The 19708-nt window shown below is 71.7% G+C and carries 15 protein-coding genes and 2 tRNA genes; 5 read left to right on the forward strand and 12 right to left on the reverse strand.

From position 1 onward, the window contains the following. Positions 1–212: 212 nt before the first annotated feature. Positions 213–2852, reverse strand: a complete 2640-nt coding sequence (locus tag ACZ5OX_RS05540) for a valine--tRNA ligase (RefSeq protein ID WP_465628832.1) — start codon at positions 2850–2852, stop codon at positions 213–215. Between the two features lie 192 nt (positions 2853–3044). On the opposite strand from ACZ5OX_RS05540, the gene ACZ5OX_RS05545 reads away from it, so the two are divergent. Further along, a complete protein-coding gene (locus ACZ5OX_RS05545; RefSeq protein ID WP_465628833.1) occupies positions 3045–3914 on the forward strand; it encodes a hypothetical protein in 870 nt (289 codons plus the stop codon). A 71-nt stretch (positions 3915–3985) separates the two neighbouring features. On the opposite strand, the gene clpX is transcribed toward ACZ5OX_RS05545, so the two are convergent. The 5 genes from clpX to ACZ5OX_RS05570 all read right to left on the reverse strand — a co-directional run bounded on the left by clpX (position 3986) and on the right by ACZ5OX_RS05570 (position 8939). Beyond that, entirely contained in the window at positions 3986–5275 is a 1290-nt protein-coding gene (gene clpX / locus ACZ5OX_RS05550; RefSeq protein ID WP_045696864.1) for an ATP-dependent Clp protease ATP-binding subunit ClpX, read from the reverse strand. Positions 5276–5572: 297 nt separating this feature from the next. Further along, the gene (locus ACZ5OX_RS05555) at positions 5573–6235 is read right to left on the reverse strand and encodes an ATP-dependent Clp protease proteolytic subunit (RefSeq protein ID WP_392884317.1); all 663 of its coding nucleotides are present in this window, start codon (positions 6233–6235) and stop codon (positions 5573–5575) included. Positions 6236–6291: 56 nt separating this feature from the next. Next, positions 6292–6912: an ATP-dependent Clp protease proteolytic subunit gene (locus ACZ5OX_RS05560; RefSeq protein WP_392884367.1), complete on the reverse strand. Its 621-nt coding sequence runs from the start codon at positions 6910–6912 to the stop codon at positions 6292–6294. Positions 6913–7179: 267 nt separating this feature from the next. Then, entirely contained in the window at positions 7180–8562 is a 1383-nt protein-coding gene (gene tig / locus ACZ5OX_RS05565) for a trigger factor (RefSeq protein WP_465628834.1), read from the reverse strand. A gap of 303 nt (positions 8563–8865) precedes the next feature. Continuing rightward, a tRNA-Pro gene (locus tag ACZ5OX_RS05570) sits at positions 8866–8939 on the reverse strand. Positions 8940–9131: 192 nt separating this feature from the next. On the opposite strand from ACZ5OX_RS05570, the gene ACZ5OX_RS05575 reads away from it, so the two are divergent. Next, positions 9132–9202, forward strand: a tRNA-Gly gene (locus ACZ5OX_RS05575). Positions 9203–9285: 83 nt separating this feature from the next. Here the strand turns inward: ACZ5OX_RS05575 and ACZ5OX_RS05580 are convergent. Then, the gene (locus tag ACZ5OX_RS05580; protein ID WP_465628835.1) at positions 9286–9843 is read right to left on the reverse strand and encodes a DUF6197 family protein; all 558 of its coding nucleotides are present in this window, start codon (positions 9841–9843) and stop codon (positions 9286–9288) included. 190 nt (positions 9844–10033) lie between these two features. On the opposite strand from ACZ5OX_RS05580, the gene ACZ5OX_RS05585 reads away from it, so the two are divergent. Continuing rightward, positions 10034–10825 carry a DUF6348 family protein gene (locus ACZ5OX_RS05585; protein ID WP_465628836.1) on the forward strand — a complete coding sequence of 264 codons (792 nt, stop codon included), beginning with the start codon at positions 10034–10036 and terminating at the stop codon, positions 10823–10825. Between the two features lie 57 nt (positions 10826–10882). On the opposite strand, the gene ACZ5OX_RS05590 is transcribed toward ACZ5OX_RS05585, so the two are convergent. The 4 genes from ACZ5OX_RS05590 to ACZ5OX_RS05605 form a co-directional block, all read right to left on the reverse strand. Then, on the reverse strand, positions 10883–11080 hold the full coding sequence (locus ACZ5OX_RS05590; RefSeq protein ID WP_359914825.1) for a hypothetical protein: 198 nt from the start codon (positions 11078–11080) through the stop codon (positions 10883–10885). A gap of 478 nt (positions 11081–11558) precedes the next feature. Continuing rightward, a complete protein-coding gene (locus tag ACZ5OX_RS05595; protein WP_392884321.1) occupies positions 11559–12785 on the reverse strand; it encodes a PP2C family protein-serine/threonine phosphatase in 1227 nt (408 codons plus the stop codon). 352 nt (positions 12786–13137) lie between these two features. After that, entirely contained in the window at positions 13138–13623 is a 486-nt protein-coding gene (locus ACZ5OX_RS05600; protein WP_392884322.1) for a ribose-5-phosphate isomerase, read from the reverse strand. A gap of 113 nt (positions 13624–13736) precedes the next feature. Beyond that, the gene (locus ACZ5OX_RS05605; protein WP_465628837.1) at positions 13737–14336 is read right to left on the reverse strand and encodes a biotin transporter BioY; all 600 of its coding nucleotides are present in this window, start codon (positions 14334–14336) and stop codon (positions 13737–13739) included. A gap of 265 nt (positions 14337–14601) precedes the next feature. Here ACZ5OX_RS05605 and ACZ5OX_RS05610 point away from each other — a divergent pair, with 265 nt between their 5' ends. Further along, on the forward strand, positions 14602–16029 hold the full coding sequence (locus ACZ5OX_RS05610) for an amino acid permease (protein WP_465628838.1): 1428 nt from the start codon (positions 14602–14604) through the stop codon (positions 16027–16029). 151 nt (positions 16030–16180) lie between these two features. Here the strand turns inward: ACZ5OX_RS05610 and ACZ5OX_RS05615 are convergent, their stop codons facing one another. Further along, the gene (locus tag ACZ5OX_RS05615) at positions 16181–16813 is read right to left on the reverse strand and encodes a mycothiol-dependent nitroreductase Rv2466c family protein (protein ID WP_402413188.1); all 633 of its coding nucleotides are present in this window, start codon (positions 16811–16813) and stop codon (positions 16181–16183) included. A gap of 225 nt (positions 16814–17038) precedes the next feature. On the opposite strand from ACZ5OX_RS05615, the gene pepN reads away from it, so the two are divergent. Next, positions 17039–19630 carry an aminopeptidase N gene (pepN, locus tag ACZ5OX_RS05620; RefSeq protein ID WP_465628839.1) on the forward strand — a complete coding sequence of 864 codons (2592 nt, stop codon included), beginning with the start codon at positions 17039–17041 and terminating at the stop codon, positions 19628–19630. Positions 19631–19708: the final 78 nt, after the last annotated feature.

The following is a 19708-nucleotide window of genomic DNA, read 5'->3' on the forward strand; positions in this document are numbered from 1 at the left end:
TGCGAACGCGCGCGGGCAAGACCGGAATCAATTCGCTCGGAATAGGACCTCACCCGGTCGCAGGATGATAATTCGCCGGAAGGGAGCAATGTTGCTGGGCTATTAGGCGTAGCGAAAGCGACCCGGAAGGCGGGCCCGGAAGGCAGCCCCGGAAAACGCCGAGGGCCGCACCCCGCGCGTCGCGGAGTACGGCCTTCGGCGAAACCGGCGGCTCAGCCCTGCGGCAGCGCCGCGAGCTGGGCGGTGATCCGGGCGATGTCGGCCTCGGCGGCCTCCTGACGGCCCCGGATCTTGGCGACCACCTCGTCCGGCGCCTTGGCGAGGAACGCCTCGTTGCCGAGCTTGGCGGTGGTCTGGGCCTTCTCCTTCTCGGCGGCCGCGAGGTCCTTGGCCAGGCGCTTGCGCTCGGCCGCGACGTCGATCGTGCCGGAGAGGTCCAGCGCGACGGTGGCGCCGGCGACCGGCAGCGAGGCGGTGGCCGCGAAGCCCTCCTCGGGGACGGTCAGCCGCAGCAGCGAGCGGATCGCGTCCTCGTGGACGGCCAGCACGGTGCCGGCCAGCTCCAGCCGGGCCGGGACGCGCTGCGCGGGCTGGAGGCCCTGGTCCGAACGGAACCGGCGGACCTCGGTGACCACCTGCTGGAGCGTGGCGATCTCCGACTCGGCGGCCGCGTCACGGTAGCCGCTGTCCTTCGGCCACTCGGCCACGACCAGCGACTCGGCGCCGGTGAGCGCCGTCCACAGCGCCTCGGTGACGAACGGGACGATCGGGTGCAGCAGCCGCAGCGTGACGTCCAGGACCTCGCCGAGGACCCGGCGCGAGGCGTCCGCCTGCGGGCCGCCCTTGCCCAGGGTGGTCTTGGAGAGCTCGACGTACCAGTCGAAGACCTCGTCCCAGGCGAAGTGGTACAGCGCGTCCGTGGCCTTGGCGAACTGGAAGTCGTCGTACAGCGCGTCCACCTTGGCGACGGTGGCGTTCAGCCGCGACAGGATCCAGCGGTCGACCGCGGTCATCTCCTCCGGCGCGGGCAGCGGGCCCTCGACGGTGGCGCCGTTCATCAGCGCGAAGCGGGTCGCGTTCCAGATCTTGTTGCAGAAGTTGCGCGAGCCCTTGACCCAGTCCTCGCCGATCGGCACGTCGGCGCCCGGGTTGGCACCGCCGGCCAGGGTGAAGCGGACGGCGTCGGCCCCGTAGGCGTCCATCCAGTCCAGCGGGTCGACCGCGGTGCCGGAGGACTTCGACATCTTCTTGCCGAACTCGTCGCGCACCAGACCGGTCAGGGCGACGGTCTTGAACGGCGCCTCGCCGTCCATCGCGTACAGGCCGAACATCATCATCCGGGCGACCCAGAAGAAGATGATGTCGTGGCCCGTCACCAGGACGTCGGTCGGGTAGAACTTCTCCAGGTCGGCGGTCTTCTCCGGCCAGCCGAGCGTGGAGAACGGCCACAGGCCGGAGGAGAACCAGGTGTCCAGGACGTCCGGGTCCTGGACCCAGCCCTCGCCGGTCGGCGGCTGCTCGTCCGGGCCGACGCAGACGACCTCGCCCTCGGGGCCGTACCAGACCGGGATCCGGTGGCCCCACCAGAGCTGGCGCGAGATGCACCAGTCGTACATGTTGTCGACCCAGTCGAAGTAGCGGCGCTCCAGCTCCTTCGGGTGGATCTCCACCTTGCCGTCGCGGACGGCGTCGCCGGCGGCCTTGGCCAGCGGCTCGACCTTGACCCACCACTGCAGCGACAGCCGCGGCTCGACCACGGTGTGGCAGCGCGAGCAGTGGCCGACCGCGTGCATGTACGGACGCTTCTCGGCGACGATCCGGCCCTGCTCGCGCAGCGCGCCGACGACGGCCGAACGGGCCTCCAGCCGGTCCAAGCCGAGGAAGGGGCCGTGCACGGTGATCGCACCGCGCTCGTCCATGACGGACAGGTTGGGCAGGTCGTGGCGCTGGCCGATGGCGAAGTCGTTCGGGTCGTGGGCCGGCGTCACCTTGACGGCGCCGGTGCCGAACTCCGGGTCGACGTGCTCGTCCGCGACGACCGGGATCTCACGGTCGGTCAGCGGCAGCTTGATGGTGCGGCCGACCAGGTGCTTGTAGCGCTCGTCCTCGGGGTGGACGGCCACCGCGGTGTCGCCCAGCATCGTCTCGGCCCGGGTGGTCGCGACGATGATCGAGTCGTCGCCCTCGCCGTAGCGGATCGAGACCAGCTCGCCCGGCACGTCCTCGTGCTCGACCTCGATGTCGGACAGCGCCGTGAGGCAGCGCGGGCACCAGTTGATGATGCGCTCGGCGCGGTAGATCAGGCCGTCGTCGAAGAGCCGCTTGAAGATGGTCTGGACGGCCTGGGACAGGCCCTCGTCCATGGTGAAGCGCTCGCGCGACCAGTCCACGCCGTCGCCGAGGCGGCGCATCTGGCCGAGGATGCGGCCGCCGTAGCTCTTCTTCCACTCCCAGACCTTCTCGACGAAGGCCTCGCGGCCCAGGTCGTGCCGGGACAGGCCGGCCTCGGCGAGCTGCTGCTCGACCTTGTTCTGGGTGGCGATGCCGGCGTGGTCCATGCCGGGCAGCCAGAGCGTCTCGTAGCCCTGCATGCGCTTGCGGCGGGTCAGCGCGTCCATCAGCGTGTGCTGGAAGGCGTGGCCCAGATGCAGGACGCCGGTGACGTTCGGCGGGGGGATGACGATGGTGTACGCGGGCTTGTCGCTGTTCGCGTCCGCGGCGAAGTACCCACGGTCTACCCAGCGCTCGTACAGCTCGCCCTCTACGTCCGCGGGGGTGTAGGTCGTCGGGAGGGTTGCTGCTTCGTCCCCGGCAGAGGTGCTCACGGGGCGCTGGTTCGTCGTGTCGGTCACGACGCACAGTTTACGTAACAGGGGGGAGGGTCACGAAACCACTTCCGGCGCGCCCGGGCGGGCCGCCGCCGGACGGCCCCCGCCCGGCACCGTGCGGTAGCGTGCCCGAAAACCCGTCCGGTGGACCGGACGGGTCCGGAACGACCGGACACCACGACAGGCCGCGGGTGCGGCGGGGGAGCACGAACGCAGATGTACGGCCAGGGACAGCAGTACCCGCAGGGACAGCCGCAGCCTTACGGCGGCCAGCCGCCGCAGTACGGGGGGCAGCCGCCCCAGTACGGCCAGCCGCCCCAGCAGCCCTACGGCGCACCCCAGCCCCCGTACGGCCAGCCGCAGTACGGCCAGCCGCCGCAGCAGCCCTACGGCGCGCCCCAGCAGCCGTACGGTGTGCCGCCGCAGGCGCCGTACGGGCAGCCGGGCTACCCGCCGCCGCCCCAGCCCAAGGGCAAGGGCGGCCTGGTGATCGCGCTGGTCGTCGGCGCGCTGGTGCTGGGCGGCGGCGGCTTCGCCGCCTGGAAGTTCCTCGGCGGCTCGGGCGGCAGCGACTCCGGCGGCAGCTACAAGATCTCCACCCCGCAGAACCTCCCGGAGGGCTACGTCCAGAAGACCGCCAAGGAGGAGGCCGTCGACCCGTCCAAGCCCGAGGCGAAGGACGCCGACAAGTACGGCAGCAACCTCAACGTCGTGGTCGCCACCTACAACAAGGGCGGCGACCCGACGGACGGCATCTCCGTGGCCGGCCTGTACGGGACGATCAACGACCCCGACCAGATCATCGAGGACTCCAAGAAGGGCGGGTCGGGCCTCGCCTGGAGCACTCCGCTGGCCGATTTCCCGGCCCAGGACGGCCACGCCTCCAACGGCCGGCTCTCCTGCGGCGTCTACACGCTGCAGGCCCTCAAGACCCAGTCCACGGTCTGCATCTGGGCGGACAAGTCGACCTACGCCCGGGTGACCTTCACCAAGGTCTCCGCCGGCGGGGGCGCCCAGGCCCTCACCGTCACCCAGGCCGCCGAGCGGACCCGGGCGATCCGGGACGCCATGAAGGTCGCCAGGTAACGCCCGCGCGCGCACGAGGAGGGGCCCGCACCGGATCCGGTGCGGGCCCCTCTCGCATGCGGGTCTTCGAGTCAGGCGCTCTTCTCCCGGCGCTCGCGCTTGATCATGTCGCGCGGCACCAGGGTGGGGATGGCGTGCTTGGAGACCACGTCACCGGTGACCACCACGCGGGCGACGTCCTGGCGCGAGGGGACCTCGTACATCACGGACATCAGCACCTCCTCCATGATGGCCCGCAGTCCGCGCGCGCCGGTGCCGCGCAGGATCGCCTGGTCGGCGATCGCCTCCAGCGCGTCCCGGGAGAACTCCAGCTCCACGCCGTCCAGTTCGAACAGCTTGCGGTACTGCTTGACCAGCGCGTTGCGCGGCTCGGTGAGGATCTGGAGCAGCGCCTCGCGGTCCAGGTTGTGCACGCTGGTGATCACCGGCAGACGGCCGATGAACTCGGGGATCATGCCGAACTTCACCAGGTCCTCGGGCATCACCTGGCGGAAGTGGTCGCTGGCGTCCGACTCCCGCTTGGAGCGGATGTTGGCGCCGAAGCCGATGCCCTTGGCACCCGCGCGGCCCTCGATGATCCGCTCCAGGCCGGCGAACGCGCCGCCGACGATGAACAGCACGTTGGTGGTGTCGATCTGGATGAACTCCTGGTGCGGGTGCTTGCGCCCGCCCTGCGGCGGCACCGAGGCGGTGGTGCCCTCCAGGATCTTCAGCAGGGCCTGCTGCACACCCTCGCCGGAGACGTCCCGGGTGATCGACGGGTTCTCGCTCTTGCGCGCGACCTTGTCGATCTCGTCGATGTAGATGATCCCGGTCTCGGCCTTCTTGACGTCGTAGTCGGCCGCCTGGATCAGCTTGAGCAGGATGTTCTCGACGTCCTCGCCGACGTAGCCGGCCTCGGTCAGCGCGGTGGCGTCCGCGATCGCGAACGGCACGTTCAGCATCCGGGCCAGGGTCTGCGCCAGCAGCGTCTTGCCGGAGCCGGTGGGGCCCAGCAGCAGGATGTTGGACTTGGCCAGCTCGATGGCGTCCTCACGGCCGTTGCCACCGCTGCGGCCCGCCTCACCGGCCTGGACGCGCTTGTAGTGGTTGTAGACGGCGACCGACAGCGCCTTCTTGGCGAGGTCCTGGCCGACCACGTACTGGTCCAGGAACTCGTAGATCTCGCGCGGCTTCGGGAGTTCCTCGAAGCGCACCTCGGAGGTCTCGGCGAGTTCCTCCTCGATGATCTCGTTGCACAGGTCGATGCACTCGTCGCAGATGTACACGCCTGGGCCGGCGATCAGCTTCTTCACCTGCTTCTGCGACTTGCCGCAGAACGAGCACTTGAGCAGGTCGCCACCGTCTCCGATGCGTGCCACGAGGTGCTTCCCCTTCGCCAGGGGCCCCGCAGGGTTCCGGGGCCTGGTGCTGTGGACCGTCAACGCCGACGGCGCTCGGTCTCGCTATCCGACGGTACTCTGCCGGGCTCGTGATTCCGTCCTCTTCGCCAGGTCTGCCCTACGCCCTGGGCGAATTGATACCGAACAGATGCCGTCGCGCGGGCCCGCCGATGGGCCGGGGGGGGGGGGGGGGGCGCCGCCCCCCCCCCCCCCCCCCCCCCCCCCCCCCCCGACGCGCCCCTCCCGGCCCGCTCGCGGGCTGGGAGGGAGCCGACCTCAGGAGGTCAGCGAGGTCTTGCGGGTGGAGATGATCTGGTCGACCAGGCCGTACTCGACGGCCTCCTCGGCGGTGAGGATCTTGTCGCGCTCGATGTCGTCGCGCACCTGCTCCGCCGACCGGTTGGAGTGCTTGGAGAGCATCTCCTCCAGCTGCTCGCGCATCCGGAAGATCTCCTTGGCCTGGATCTCCAGGTCGGACACCTGGCCGCGGCCGGTCTCGGTGTACGGCTGGTGGATCAGGATGCGGGCGTTCGGCAGCGCCATCCGCTTGCCGGGGGTGCCGGCGGCGAGCAGCACGGCGGCGGCGGAGGCCGCCTGGCCCATGCAGACCGTGGTGATGTCCGGCTTCACGTACTGCATGGTGTCGTAGATGGCCGTCAGGGCCGTGAACGAGCCGCCGGGCGAGTTGATGTACATCTGGATCTCGCGGTCCGGGTCCATCGACTCCAGGCACAGCAGCTGCGCCATGATGTCGTTCGCCGAGACGTCGTCGACCTGCGAGCCGAGGAAGATGATGCGCTCCTCGAACAGCTTGGCGTACGGGTCGTACTCGCGGATGCCCTGCGTGGTGCGCTCGACGAAGCGCGGGACGATGTAGCGGCCCTCGGCGCGCATGTCCTCGACGCGGGCCTGGGCGGCCGACAGGCTGGGGATGTTCATGGGGGTCCTTGTCCTCCGGGGCGTTGGGGCTGTGGTGTCGCGGGCCGGGCCGAGGCTCAGGCAGCGCCCGTGCCGCCGCCGCCGGGGACGTCCGCGGCGCTGTGCATGATCGCGTCGATGAGGCCGTACTCCAGGGCCTCCTCCGGGGTGAACCAGCGGTCGCGGTCGGAGTCGGCGGTGATCTGGTCGAAGGACTGGCCGCTGTGGTGCGCGATCAGCTCGGACATCCGCTTCTTGGTGCGGAGCAGCTGCTCGGCCTGGATGCGGATGTCGGTGGCGGAGCCGCCGAGGCCGGCCGAGGGCTGGTGCATCAGGATGGTCGAGTTGGGCAGCGAGAAGCGCTTGCCCGGGGCGCCCGCGGTCAGCAGGAACTGGCCCATCGAGGCCGCCATGCCCATCGCGATGGTGACGACGTCGTTCTTGATGTACTGCATGGTGTCGTAGATCGCCATGCCGGCCGAGATCGAGCCGCCCGGGGAGTTGATGTAGAGGAAGATGTCCTTGTCCGGGTCCGCGGCCAGCAGCAGCAGCTGCGCGGTGATCTTGTTGGCGATGTCGTCGTCGACCGCCTGGCCGAGGAAGATGATCCGCTCGTTGAGCAGCCGGTTGTAGACCTGGTCGCCAAGGCCGCCGAGCACGTCACCAGCGGCGGCGTGCGGCGCCATCGGGCCAGGCATCTGCATCTGCGGGAACGTCACTTAGCCACCTGCTCAGTCGGTTTGGACGGTCGCTCCACGGCCGTCACGGTGTCGCACAGCTTCCGGGTATCACGTCGTGATTGTTGCTGTCCAAGGACCCTAACGCGCAGGCCGGGCCGCAGAATCCCTCACGCAGAACTGTTCGCTGTGAGCGCAGGGTCGCGGCGGCCGCGGGTGGGACGACAGCGGGCCCGGACACCGTACGGCGTCCGGGCCCGCTGCAGCCTGGAGGGGCTACCGGGGCGCTCAGGCCTCGGTCTTCTCCTCGGCGGCGATCTCCTCGGCGGCGGCCTCGGCCGTCTCGTCCTCGTCGTCGAAGTTGATCTCGTTGCCCTCGGTGTCGACGACCTTGGCGGCCTCGACCACGGTGGCCAGCGCCTTGCCGCGGGCGACCTCGCCGACCAGCAGCGGAACCTGGCCGCCCTGGACGACCTGCTGGGCGAACTGGTCCGGGGTGAGGCCCGAGCCGGCGGCGCGGCGGATGAGGTGCTCGGTCAGCTCCTCCTGGTTAACACCCAGCTCCTCGTTGGCGACGATCTGGTCCAGGACGAACTGGGTCTTGATGCCCTTCTTCGCCTGCTCCTCGATCTCCGCGTCCCACTCCTCGCGGGTCTTGCCCTGGGTCTCCAGGAAGGCGTCGAGGGTGAGGCCCATCGGCTGGAGCTGGTGGTGCTCCACGTTGTGCTTGCGGGTCTCGACCTCGTCCTTGAGGAGCTTCTCGGGGTACTCGATCTCAACCAGGGCGAGCAGCGCGTCCAGGACCTTCTCCTGGGCCTGGGTGGCCTGGTCGTACTCCTTCATGCGCTCGAGGCGCTTGCGGGAGTCGGCGCGCAGGTCCTCCAGGGTGTCGAACTCGCTGGCCAGCTGGGCGAACTCGTCGTCCAGCTCGGGCAGCTCCTTCTCCTGGACGGCGGTGACGGTGACGGTGACCTCGGAGGTCTTGCCCGCCTGGGTGCCACCCTTGAGCTCGGTCTCGAAGGTCTTCTCCTCGCCGGCCGACAGGCCGATGACGGCCTCGTCGATGCCGTCGATCAGGCGGCCCGAGCCGATCTCGTAGCTGACGCCGTTGGCGGTGCCGTCCTCCGGCACCTCGCCGTCGACCTTGGCGACCAGGTCCACGACCACGATGTCGTCGGCCGTGGCGGCGCGCTCGACGTCCTTGACCGAGGAGAAGCGCTCGCGCAGCTGCTCCAGCGACTTCTCGATGTCCTCGTCGGAGACGGCGATCGGGTCGACGGTCACCTCGATGGAGGAGAACTCCGGCAGGGTGATCTCCGGGCGGATGTCCACCTCGGCGGTGAACTTGAGGTCGCCGCCGTCGGCGATCTTCTCGACACCCTCGATGTTGGTGATGTCGGGCTGTCCGAGGACCTCGATCTTGCCCTCGTCGACGGCCTGCGTGTAGAAGCGCGGCAGGGCGTCGTTGACGGCCTCCTCCAGCACGGCACCACGGCCGAAGCGCTGGTCGATGACCCGGTTCGGGATCTTGCCCTTGCGGAAGCCCGGGACCGAGACCTGCTGGTTGATCTTCTTGTACGCCGCGTCGAGGCTGGGCTTGAGCTCCTCGAAGGGCACCTCGACGGTGAGTCGAACCCGGGTCGGGTTCAGAGTCTCGACGGCGCTCTTCACGGTTTGGTCTCCTATGGGCTTGCGGTCAGGTTGTCTCCGCCCGTCCCCGTCACCCGGCCGGAGCCGGAAGGGGTCGGACGAGACGGGCGATGGGCGGTTGGAGCTGCATCTCCCGTGGGGTGGACGGTGAGCTTGACTCCTCGCCCTCGTGCGGTTGACCTGGGTGGACGCCACAGGGACTACCGCCAGCGCCCCATCCTACCGGTACCACGAAAGGCGGACGCCAGACGCCACCGTACCGCCGTCGTGCAGCTCCGATACAGAACAGGGCCCCGCCCCGGTGGGCGAGACCCTGCCGCACTGTCGGGGTGACCGGATTCGAACCGACGGCCTTCCGCTCCCAAAGCGGACGCGCTACCAAACTGCGCCACACCCCGTGGTGCCGAGAGGAAGCGTACACGCCGGGCCTGCACGGCTCGCCGAGTTGTTCAGCTTGTTCCGCGCGGGCGCGACGCGCCCGAACCGCGCGGGCGCGCAGGGGAGGCGTGCGCGATGGGGTGTGCACTCGGGCGCCCGGACCAGGTAGGCTGTCCCCCGAACTTCCGGCCGGTGACGGCTGGGAGCGTCGTGCGGGCGTAGCTCAATGGTAGAGCCCTAGTCTTCCAAACTAGTCACGCGAGTTCGATTCTCGTCGCCCGCTCTCCGGTCCGGCCCCGGTGTGCTCAGCACACCGGGGCCGTCGGCGTTTCCGGGCCGGGCGGGCGTCCGAAGCCCGGAGCGTGTTCAGAGCCCGAGCCGGGCGGCCCGGGCGGCGGCCCGGTCCAGCAGCCGGTGGACGTCGCCCTCACGAGTGGTGGGGCGGTCGTTGTACTCGTCCGGGGAACGCGCCGGTCGGCCGGTGGCGTGCAGCACCTCCATCAGCTGGACCCGGGCGGTGCGCACGGTGGCCGGGGTGCCGTAGCCGTGCGCCAGGACGGCGGCCTGCGCGCCCAGCAGGCAGACCCGGCCGGCCTCGTCCCACATCGCGCCCTGGAGCCAGCCGTGCGCCCCGATGTAGCGGGAGGCGAGCCTGAGGTGGTCGGCCGCGCTGACCGGAACGGGGCGGGCGGGCCGGCCGAGCGCCCGGTCGAGCAGGGTGGCCCTGGGCTCGGGGTGGCCGGCCTGCCAGGGCCGCGGGGTGCTGCCGTACGGGCAGACGTACGGCGTCGGGGTGCGCGCGGGGGCGGGCAGCGAGGCGAGGTAGGCCTCGATCTCGGCGACCAGCCCGGAGCCCGCGGGGCCGGACGGCGCCGGCCCGGGGGCGAGGAGGACGGGTGGCGGCGGGGCGGTGGTGCGGGGCATGCGGGTCCTCCGGGCGGACGGCTTTCAGGTTCCGCTGCCCAAAGTGGGGCATACAGGACATTCTCGCGACCGGAGGACCACGGGGTCCGCGCGGTTTCCCGGTGGGCTGTCGGGCCGATAGCCTCGGCGCGTTCGAGCGCAGTTCGAGCGCGACCCCAACCGCCGCGCTCCCCGAGGTGGAGGAGTCCCGGTGCGTCCGCAGGAGCGACTGGCCGTCATTCAGCGCTGTGTGGTCCGGGAGATGGCGCGACTGGGCCAGGTGTTCCGCCCGGACGGCGAGGTGGTCCGCGGCCCCGGCACCACGGCGGTGGCGGTCCGCGAGCACCCCGGGGACGACGGCGCCGGGCACGTGGACCTCGGCTTCGTGCTGCACCTGGGCCGGGCGGACGCCCCGGTGGTGTGGGACTGCGCGGCCGGCCTCGGCAAGACCGAGGAGGAGAAGCTCGCGAACGCGGTGAAGATGTGGGCGACCACCACCGCCTCGGTGCTGGTCGGGTTCGCGGCCGACCGCGGGGGGCACGCCGACCGTCCGGACCTGCCCGGACTCCCGGGCTGGCGCGCGGTGCAGGGACCGGCCGCGGTGTTCGGCTTCGGCAACGAGCACCTGGCGGGCTGGCTGGCCGAGCACCGGGTGCTGCCCGCGCTGGCGCCCGCGTTGCGCACGGAGTTGACCGGCCCGGGGCCGGTGGGCGTCAAGCTCTTCCTGGGCGGGAAGGCGGGGGACGACGTCGCCGAGGTCCGGGTGGGCGGCGAGGTGTCGGAGGCGGCGTCGGCGGCACTGCGCGCGCTGGACTGGCCGCGGGGTGAACGGCTGTGCTGGGCGCGGCTGTTCGTCCTGCTGGCGGCCGAGCCCACGACAGCGGGGCAGCACACGTCGGCGGGTGCCGTGGCACCCGCACCGATGCGTGTCCCGGCCCCGGCGGCGGCACGCCCCCGGGGACTGTTCGCTCGCTGGCGGGAAGCCAGACGGGCCGGCCGGTGACGGTGGCTCGCCCGATCACCTCCGGGCGTGCCGACGCCGGTGGTCGGCCCGGCCGGATCAGCCGCCGGTGATGCCGGAGATGCTGTGCGCCAGGTTGGCCAGCAGCGAGTTGATGGAGCCCGCGACCGTGGTCTCGTGCAGCATGAAGCCGAACAGGGCGGCGACGATCGCGTGCGGGATCTTCATCTGCTTGTTGCGGATGAAGATGATGCACAGGATCGCGAACAGGACCAGTGCGGAGACGGAGAGTGCCACCCGGACTCACTTCCTCGTTTTCATAGCGGGGTGCCACCACCCGGCGGCACCTGCGAAAGCCGGACCCCGGCCTGTCCGACGGTCCCGAGGCGGAATCGCGGACCGTCCGGCACGCCGCCGGCGAGGGAGCCCAGCGTCGACCGCTGTCTGTCGTGCCGCACGTGACGCCCCCCATCCCCCGAATCCTGAACAGTCCCGCCCGGACTCAGTGTGGTCGACCGTGCCGATTGCGTAAAGGTCTGAAAGTCAGTCCAACGCCGATATCCTGCGGTGCGAGACGACTTTCCGCCGACCGGGACGATAGCGGAGCCATCCTGACGAATCGTCGGCGGGGCCGGGCTGAGCGGCCGGAAAACGGTCGGGGGCGGGTAGCGGAAGCCACTGGTCCGGTCAGTCGACGGGCCGTCCGATTTGGCTGAAGATCAGCTGCCAGGCTTGACAGCGGCGGGCGCCCTCGGCATGTGCCCCGGGACGGATGTCAGTCCCGCCAGAGCAGCAGCACGGCGCGGTCGTCGTTGATGTCCCGGGCGACCGTCTCGATCAGCGCGGCCGCGGCGCCGGTGCCCGTGCCGGGTCCGCCGCCGGGCACCAGCCGGTCCGCCTCCCCCATCAGCCGGTCCATGCCCTCCGTGAGGTCCCGGCCCGGCGCCTCGACCATGCCGTCGGTGCACAGCATCAGCACGTCGCCACGGTTCAGCCGGCCGCGCACGCCGTCGAACTTGGCGCCGTCGTAGATCCCGAGCAGCGGGCCCTCGGCCTGCTTGACCTCCCAGCGGCCCTCCCCGGCCAGCCGCTGCATGCCCGGCAGGTGCCCGGCCGAGAGCAGTTCGTACTCGCCGGTGTCCAGGTCCAGCACCAGGTGGACGGCGGTGGCGAAGCCCTCCTCCCAGGACTGACGCAGCAGGTAGCCGTTGGCGGCGGGCAGGAAGTCGTGCGCGGGCAGCGAACCGACCAGGCCGCCGAAGGCGCCGGAGAGCAGCAGCGCCCGGGAGCCGGCGTCCATGCCCTTGCCGGAGACGTCCGCGAGGACCACCTCCAGCAGCCGCTGGCCGGGGCCGGTGCGCGCGGCGACCACGAAGTCCCCGGAGAAGGACTGGCCGCCGGCCGGGCGCAGCGCCATGTCCGCGTGCCAGCCGTCCGGCAGCTCGGGCACCCGGCTCTGCACCCGCAGCCGCTCGCGCAGGTCGAACAGCATGGTGGAGCCGCCCCACCAGGGCACGCCGACCCGGGCCCGGAACTGGGCGAGCAGCAGGCCGCCCACCCCGGCGGCGCCGACCACCAGGGCCGCGCCCGGGGTCACGCCGTAGAGGTAGGCCTCGGGGTTGTCGCTGGCGACCCGCTGGCCGGTGTGGATCACGGACTCGGAGGAGAGGCCGAGCGCGGCCAGCGCGTAGAGCACGACCAGGCTGCCGGGGCGCAGCAGCAGGGCGCCGGCCAGGATCGGCAGGACCAGGGAGGTGGGCGGGGCCCAGTCGGGCATCCAGATGTTGAGCAGGATCAGCAGCGGCACGAGCAGGGCGAGCGCGCAGAGCACCGGCCAGTCGGCGGCGCCGCCGCGGAAGTAGTCCACACCGGCTGTGCGCAGCCTTCGGCGGACCCGGCGGACCCTCTTGCGCAACCGGGCCGTCACGGACTCGGACGCCGGGGCGGCGCCGGGCCTCGTCGCAGTCGTCTGGGGCGGTGTGCCCGGCGCTCTGCCAGCCATGGGGTCCGACCCTATCCACGGGCACCGCCCGGCGTCGACGGGCCGGGGGCGGTCACGGGTGCCGGAGCGCGGGGCGCCCAGTGGGTTTCGGCCGATCGGCGGGGTTGCGGGCGCGCCGTCAGGAGGCGTACGCGGGTTGGGCGTACGGACCGCGTGGGCGGCGCGTGCGCCCCGCGTGCGGGGGTGTCGGCGAGCGGTGGCCTGTGGCCGATCCCACAGGCGGTGCGGGGTCGTCCCGGGCGCGTCACGCGGCTTCCGGGGGCGTCCGTCCCGCGGTTTCCGGGGTGTCCGGAGACGGCGACGGCCGGTCGCACGGGAGCGTGCGGCCGGCCGGGGAGGGTGGGTGGGGGGATCAGCCCTGGGGGTGGTGGGCCGGGATCGGCGGGAGCTCGCCGGTGGTCTCGTACTCGCTCAGCATCTCGATCCGGCGGGTGTGCCGGGGCTCGCCGCTGTACGGGGTCTTGAGGAAGACCTCGACGAACTCGGTGGCCTCCTCCAGGGTGTGCATGCGGCCGCCGATGGAGATCACGTTGGCGTTGTTGTGCTGACGGCCGAGCTCGGCGGTCTGCACGCTCCAGGCCAGCGCGGCCCGGACGCCCTTGACCTTGTTGGCGGCGATCGCCTCGCCGTTGCCCGAGCCGCCGATCACGATGCCCAGGGCGTCCTCGTCGGCGGCGGTGCGCTCGGCGGCACGCAGGCAGAACGGCGGGTAGTCGTCCTCGGCGTCGTAGATGTGCGGCCCGCAGTCGACCGGCTCGTGGCCGGCCCCCTTGAGCCACTCCACGAGGTGGTTCTTCAGTTCGTATCCGGCATGGTCGGAGCCCAGGTACACGCGCATGCCATGAGTGTGGCATGCGCGTGCGCCCGGGCCCGACAACGGGTGCGCCGACCGGGGTGGCCGGTGGAGTCGCCCGGTGGAGTCGCCCGGTGGGTCGGCGCCGGCCGGGCGGGTCAGCGCCGGCCGACCAGCTTCCAGGCCAGCGGCAGGGCGCCGGCGGCGAGGGCGGCCTTGAGGGCGTCGCCGACCAGGTACGGGTAGAGGCCGAGCTCGGCGGCCCGGGCGAGCGACACGTGCAGCGACAGGGCGAGGTACGGGACGCCGACCGCGTAGATGGCGAGGCTGCCGAGGACCATGGTGACGGCGGTGTTGACCGGGGTGCGGTCGGCGCCGCGGCGGGCCAGTGCGCCGGTCAGGGCGGCGGCCAGGACGAAGCCGAGCACGTAGCCGAAGGAGGCCGTCGCCCAGCCGGAGGTGCCCTCGGCGAACCAGGGCAGGCCCGCCATGCCGGCCAGCATGTACAGCACGAGCGAGGCGACGCCGCGGCGGGCGCCGAGCGCGGTGCCGACCAGCAGGGCGGCGAAGGTCTGGCCGGTGACCGGCACCGGCGAGCCGGGGACGTTCACCGACAGCTGGGCGGCCACGCCGGTCAGCGCGGCGCCGCCGGCCACCAGGGCCAGGTCGCGGGCCTGGGCGCCGAGCCGGGTGGAGGCGGCGGGCAGCAGGTCGGCGAGGACGGCGCGGCGCGGTATCGGGGTGGTGACAGTGGCCATCGGGGCTCCTCCGTGAGGTCCAGGTGAGTGAACACCTGTGAACCTACGCGGTGATCCACTGCGCGAACGGCACGGTTTCGGACAAACCCGGGCCGTCGGGCGTTGTCGGAACCGGCCCCGGACGACTCCTGGTCACAACATGATCACGTTAGGTTTCGACATGGTCCGCATCGTGAGCCCGAAGCGATCATCTTTGGCATGGACAGGGGCGCCGCCGGATATTGGACAGCTCATGTCGCATACCGCACAGTCTGGAACCGCCCCTATGGCCCCCACCCCCGCCCCTACGGCGACCGGGACCCCCGCAGGCCCCCGCCCGGCCGCCGCCCCGGCGTCGGGTGGCCAGCAGCTCACCCACGGGCTGAAGCAGCGCCACCTGTCCATGATCGCCCTCGGCGGCGTGATCGGCGCCGGCCTCTTCGTCGGCTCCGGCGCCGGCATCGCGGCCGCCGGCCCGGCGATCATCCTGGCGTTCGTGCTCTCCGGCCTCCTGGTCATGCTGATCATGAGAATGCTCGGTGAGATGTCCGCCGCCCGTCCGGCCTCCGGCTCGTTCTCGGTGCACGCCGAGAAGGAGATCGGCCCCTGGGCCGGGATCACGGCCGGCTGGATGTACTGGGTGATGCTCTGCTGCGGCGTGGCCGCCGAGGCCACCGCCGCCGGGAAGATCGTCAACGGCTGGATACCCGGCGTCTCCGCCTGGGTCTGGGTCGCCCTGTTCATGGTCTTCTTCTGCGCCAGCAACCTCACCGCGGTGAAGAACTTCGGCGAGTTCGAGTTCTGGTTCGCCGCGATCAAGGTCGCCGCCATCGTCACCTTCCTGGTCCTCGGCGGGCTCGGCATCGCCGGCGTGATCGGCCCCGGCGCCCCCGGCACCACGAACCTCACCGGCCACGGCGGCTTCCTGCCCAACGGCATCGACGGGCTGATCATCGGCCTGCTCGCCTCGGTCTTCGCGTACGGCGGTCTGGAGACCGTCACCATCGCCGCCGCCGAGTCCGACGACCCCAAGAAGAACGTCGCCAACGCCGTGCGCACCGCGGTGTGGCGGATCGGGATCTTCTACATCGGCTCGATGGCCCTGGTCGTCACCCTGGTCTCCTGGAAGGACCCGAAGGTCGTCACCGACGGCCCGTACGTCACCGTGCTGAGCCACCTCGGGGTGCCCGCCGCCGGAACGATCATGCAGGTGGTGGTGCTGGTCGCGCTGCTGTCCGCGATGAACGCCAACATCTACGGCGCGTCCCGGATGGCGTACTCGCTGGTCGGCCGCGGCCAGGGCCCCAAGGCGCTGGCCAAGGTCAGCGGCGGGGTGCCGCGCAGAGCCGTGCTGGCCTCCTGCCTGTTCGGCTTCGGCGCCGTGCTGGCCGCCAAGTTCTGGCCGGACACCGTGTTCACCTGGCTGATGAACACCACCGGTGTGGCGATCCTGGTGGTCTGGCTGTTCATCTGCGTGGTCCAGCTGCGGATGCGCCGCCGGCTGCAGCGCGAGGCGCCCGAGCTGCTCACCGTGAAGATGTGGGGCTACCCGTACCTGACCTGGGTCGCGATGGCCGCGGTGGTCGGCATCCTCGCCCTGATGACCACCACCGAGGGCAACCGCGACCAGCTGTACGCGGCCGGCGTGCTGGTCGCCGGACTCACCGTCGCCGGGCTGCTCAAGCAGCGCCGGGACGCCGCCGCCCTGCGCTGACCCACCCGGACGCGCTTACGGCGAGGGCCCGGTACCGATGGGTACCGGGCCCTGCCGCGTTCCACGCCGCGCTCACGCGTTCCGCGCGGTGCTCATGCGTTCCTCGCGGTGCTCATGCGTTCCACGCCGTGCTCACTCGAAGGAGCCGTGCTCACTCGAAGGAGGGGCCGGCCGTCCGGGTGCGCTTGATCTCGTAGAAGCCCGGGGTGGAGGCCACCAGCAGGGTGCCGTCCCACAGCCGGGCCGCGGCCTCGCCCTTCGGGGCGGGGGTGACCACCGGGCCGAAGAAGGCCACCCGCTCGCCGTCCGCGCCCTCGACCGCGATCACCGGGGTGCCGACGTCCTCGCCGACCAGGCCGATGCCCTCCTTGTGCGAGGCGCGCAGGGCCTCGTCGTACGCGTCCGTGCCGGCCGCGTCGGCCAGCTCGACCGGCAGGCCCGCGGCCACCAGGGCGGCCTCGATGGTCTCCCGGTTCTGCGGCAGGCCCTGGTTGTGGAAGCGCAGGCCCAGCTCGGTGTAGAGCCGGCCGAGGACCTCCGGCCCGTGCTGCTGCTCGGCGGCGATGCAGACCCGCACCGCGCCCCAGGCGTTGTCCAGCAGCTCCCGGTAGCTCTCCGGGAGGTCCCGGTGCTCGTTGAGCACCGACAGGCTCATCACGTGCCAGTGCACGTCGACCGGACGCAGCTGCTGGACCTCGATCAGCCAGCGGGAGGTCATCCACGCCCACGGGCAGGCCGGGTCGAACCAGAAGTCGGCGGTCTTGCGCTCAGCGGCAGTCGTCACTGCGTGTCGTCCTTCGTGAGGTGGTCCGAGGCGGGGAGGAGTTCCGTCCCCGGAACGCCAACACCCGCCCGGCGCCGGTGATTCCGGTGCGAACGCGGCAGCCTGTGCAATGGTACTGACGGCGCGGACCGTGAAAGGATGACCCCGCGCGCGGAGCACACCCCGCGCCGAGACCGCACCACCCACAGGCGCACCACCGTGCGAGCCGGACAAAGGAGTACCGCCGTGCCGGGCAAGAACCTCAGCCGCGACGAGGCGCAGCAGCGGGCCAGCATCCTGGCCGTGGACGGCTACCAGGTCCGGCTGGACGTGACCTCGGCCCCGGACCAGGCGGCCGGCACCTTCCGGTCCACCACCACCGTCACCTTCCGCTGCTCCCAGCCCGGTGCGGACACCTTCCTCGACCTGCTCGCCCCCGCCGTCCGCTCGGTCACCCTCAACGGCCGCGCCCTCGACCCGGCCACCGCCTACGACGGCGCCCGGGTGCACGTCGACGGCCTGGCCGCCGAGAACGTGCTGACCGTCGAGGCGGACTGCGCCTACAGCCGCACCGGCGAGGGCCTGCACCGCTTCGTCGACCCGGTGGACGGCGAGACCTACCTCTACACCCACTACGAGCCGGCCGACGCCCGCCGGGTGTTCGCGAACTTCGAGCAGCCCGACCTGAAGGCCCCGTTCACCTTCACCGTGACCGCCCCCGCGGCCTGGGACGTGTGGTCCAACGCCCCGCACGAGAACGTCACCGCCGAAGGCGACGCCCGTACCTGGGAGTTCGCGCCGACCAAGCCGATCTCCACCTACCTCACCGCCGTCGTCGCCGGCCCGTACCACGTCGCCCGCGACCACTACCGCCGCGAGCTGGCCGACGGCACCGCGCTGGAGATCCCGCTCTCCGCGATGTGCCGCAAGTCGCTGGCCCCGTACTTCGACGCGGACGAGATCCTCGGCGTCACCAAGCTCGGACTCGACTTCTTCCACGAGGAGTTCGACTACCCGTACCCCTTCGGCAAGTACGACCAGGCCTTCGTCCCCGAGTACAACATCGGCGCGATGGAGAACCCCGGCTGCGTCACCTTCCGCGAGGAGTTCGTCTTCCGCTCGAAGGTCACCGACGCCGCGTACGAGGGCCGGGCCAACGTCATCCTGCACGAGATGGCGCACATGTGGTTCGGCGACCTGGTCACCATGCGCTGGTGGGACGACCTGTGGCTGAAGGAGTCCTTCGCCGACTTCATGGGCTCCTACGGCCTGATCGGCGCCCGCACCCGCTACTCCTCGGCCTGGGTCACCTTCGCCAACCAGCGCAAGGCCTGGGCCTACCGGCAGGACCAGTTCCCCACCACCCACCCGATCACCGCGGACATCCGGGACCTCGAGGACGCCAAGCTCAACTTCGACGGCATCACCTACGCCAAGGGCGCCTCCGTCCTCAAGCAGCTGGTGGCGTACGTCGGTTCGGAGGCCTTCTTCGAGGGCGCCCGCCGCTACTTCAAGCGCCACGCCTTCGGCAACACCGAGCTGGGCGACCTGCTGGAGGTGCTGGAGGAGACCAGCGGCCGCGACCTCAAGGCCTGGGCCGCCGCCTGGCTCCAGACCTCCGGGGTCAACGCGCTCACCCCGCAGATCACCACCGACGCCGAGGGCCGGATCACCGAGCTGGCCGTGCTCCAGGACGGCGCTGCGGACGATTCCCCGACTCCGTCGCGTGGTCTGCGCCCGCACCGGATCGCGGTCGGCCTGTACGACCGGGACGCCGACGGCGCCCTGGTGCGCACCAGCCGGATCGAGCTGGACGTCACCGGCGCCCGGACCGTCGTCGCCGAGGCCGTCGGGCTGGCCCGCCCGGCGCTGGTGCTGCTCAACGACGACGACCTGACCTACTGCAAGATCCGCTTCGACGAGGAGTCGCTGGAGGGCCTGCGCACCGGCCTCGGCGACATCCGCGACGAGCTGGCCCGCGCGCTGACCTGGTCCGCGGTGTGGAACCTCACCCGGGACGGCCTGATGCCGGCCCGCGACTACGTCGCCCTGGTACTGCGGTTCGCCGGCCAGGAGGGCAACATCGGCGTGCTCCAGTCGCTGCACGCCCAGGCCAAGACCGCCGTCGACCTGTACGCCGACCCGGCCTGGCGCGGCGAGGGCGGCCGGCTGCTCGCCGACGGCGCCCTGCGCGAGCTGCGCGACGCCGTCCCCGGCAGCGACCACCAGCTGGCCTGGGCCCGCTTCCTCGCCCAGACCGCGGGCGGCGCCGAGCACCTCGGCCTGGTCCGCGGCCTGCTGTCCGGCAGCGCCCGGATCGACGGCCTGGAGGTCGACCAGGACCTGCGCTGGGCGCTGTGGCTGGCGCTGGCCGCGTCCGGCCAGGCCACCGACGAGGAGCTGGCCGCCGAGCTGGCCGCCGACAACACCGCGAGCGGCAAGCGGCACCACACCCAGTGCCTGGCCGCCCGGCCCACCGCGGAGGCCAAGGCCGCCGCCTGGTCGGCCGTGATCGACTCGGACGAGCTGCCGAGCGCCCTGGTCGAGGCCAACACCGCCGGCTTCTCGATCCCCTCCCAGCGCGACCTGAGCGCCCTCTACGCGGCGCCGTACTTCAAGCTGCTGGAGCGGATCTGGGCCGAGCGGACGATCGAGATCGCGATGCGGATCGTCGGTGGCTTCTTCCCGATCGCCCAGACCGACGAGCAGACCCTGGCCGAGGCCGACGCCTGGCTGGCCGGGCACCCGCAGGCCGCGCCGGCGCTGCGCCGCCTGGTGCTGGAGCGCCGGGACGACCTGGCCCGCGCGCTGCGGGCGCAGGCCTGCGACCGGGCCTGACGGGCAGCGCACACCGCGATGGCCGCGGGCCGCGGGCCGCGCCGGCCGTACGCCGCCGTGACCGGGCCGCCGTGAAAG

Source organism: Kitasatospora sp. NPDC032121, from assembly GCF_055580145.1.